Source organism: Pseudomonas sp. AU11447 (assembly GCF_001672555.2).
Taxonomy (GTDB): domain Bacteria; phylum Pseudomonadota; class Gammaproteobacteria; order Pseudomonadales; family Pseudomonadaceae; genus Pseudomonas; species Pseudomonas nitroreducens.
In genome coordinates this window covers 1-367 of the sequence record NZ_LZDG02000068.1, presented here as the reverse complement: position 1 = coordinate 367, position 367 = coordinate 1, and the positions used below count along the sequence as shown (strand labels likewise).

General features: G+C 58.9%; 1 pseudogene. It reads left to right on the top strand.

Features of this window, described 5'->3' with window-relative positions:
- Window positions 1–100, top strand: a pseudogene (locus A6723_RS31480) (hydrolase); the annotation flags it as partial.
- Window positions 101–367: the final 267 nt, after the last annotated feature.

Genomic DNA, 367 nt, shown 5'->3' with positions numbered 1-367 from the left:
GCGTAACGATATCGAAGGGCTGGCGGCGCTGTGCTCGAATCACATTCCGGATTATCGGAATCTGATGACCAGCTATAACGCGCTGACTGCCGGCAAGTAATTCTCCCGGCACAACGAAAAGCGGAGCCTCGCATGGGGCTCCGCTTTTTCTTTTGTAGGAGCGAGCTTGCTCGCGAACCTGCTGTGGCACGATGCCTACTCGTAGGAGCGGACTCCGTCCGCGATGTGTCTGCTTCGCGCCTTGGTTTCCTGCGTCGCACCGGCGTGCGCTTGGACTTTTTGTTTCGCCCCCTCGGGCGACCTCCTTTGGCAAACGCCCCAAAGGAGGCAAAGGTCTTGCCCCGGACATCCGGTTTTTCGCTTAGGC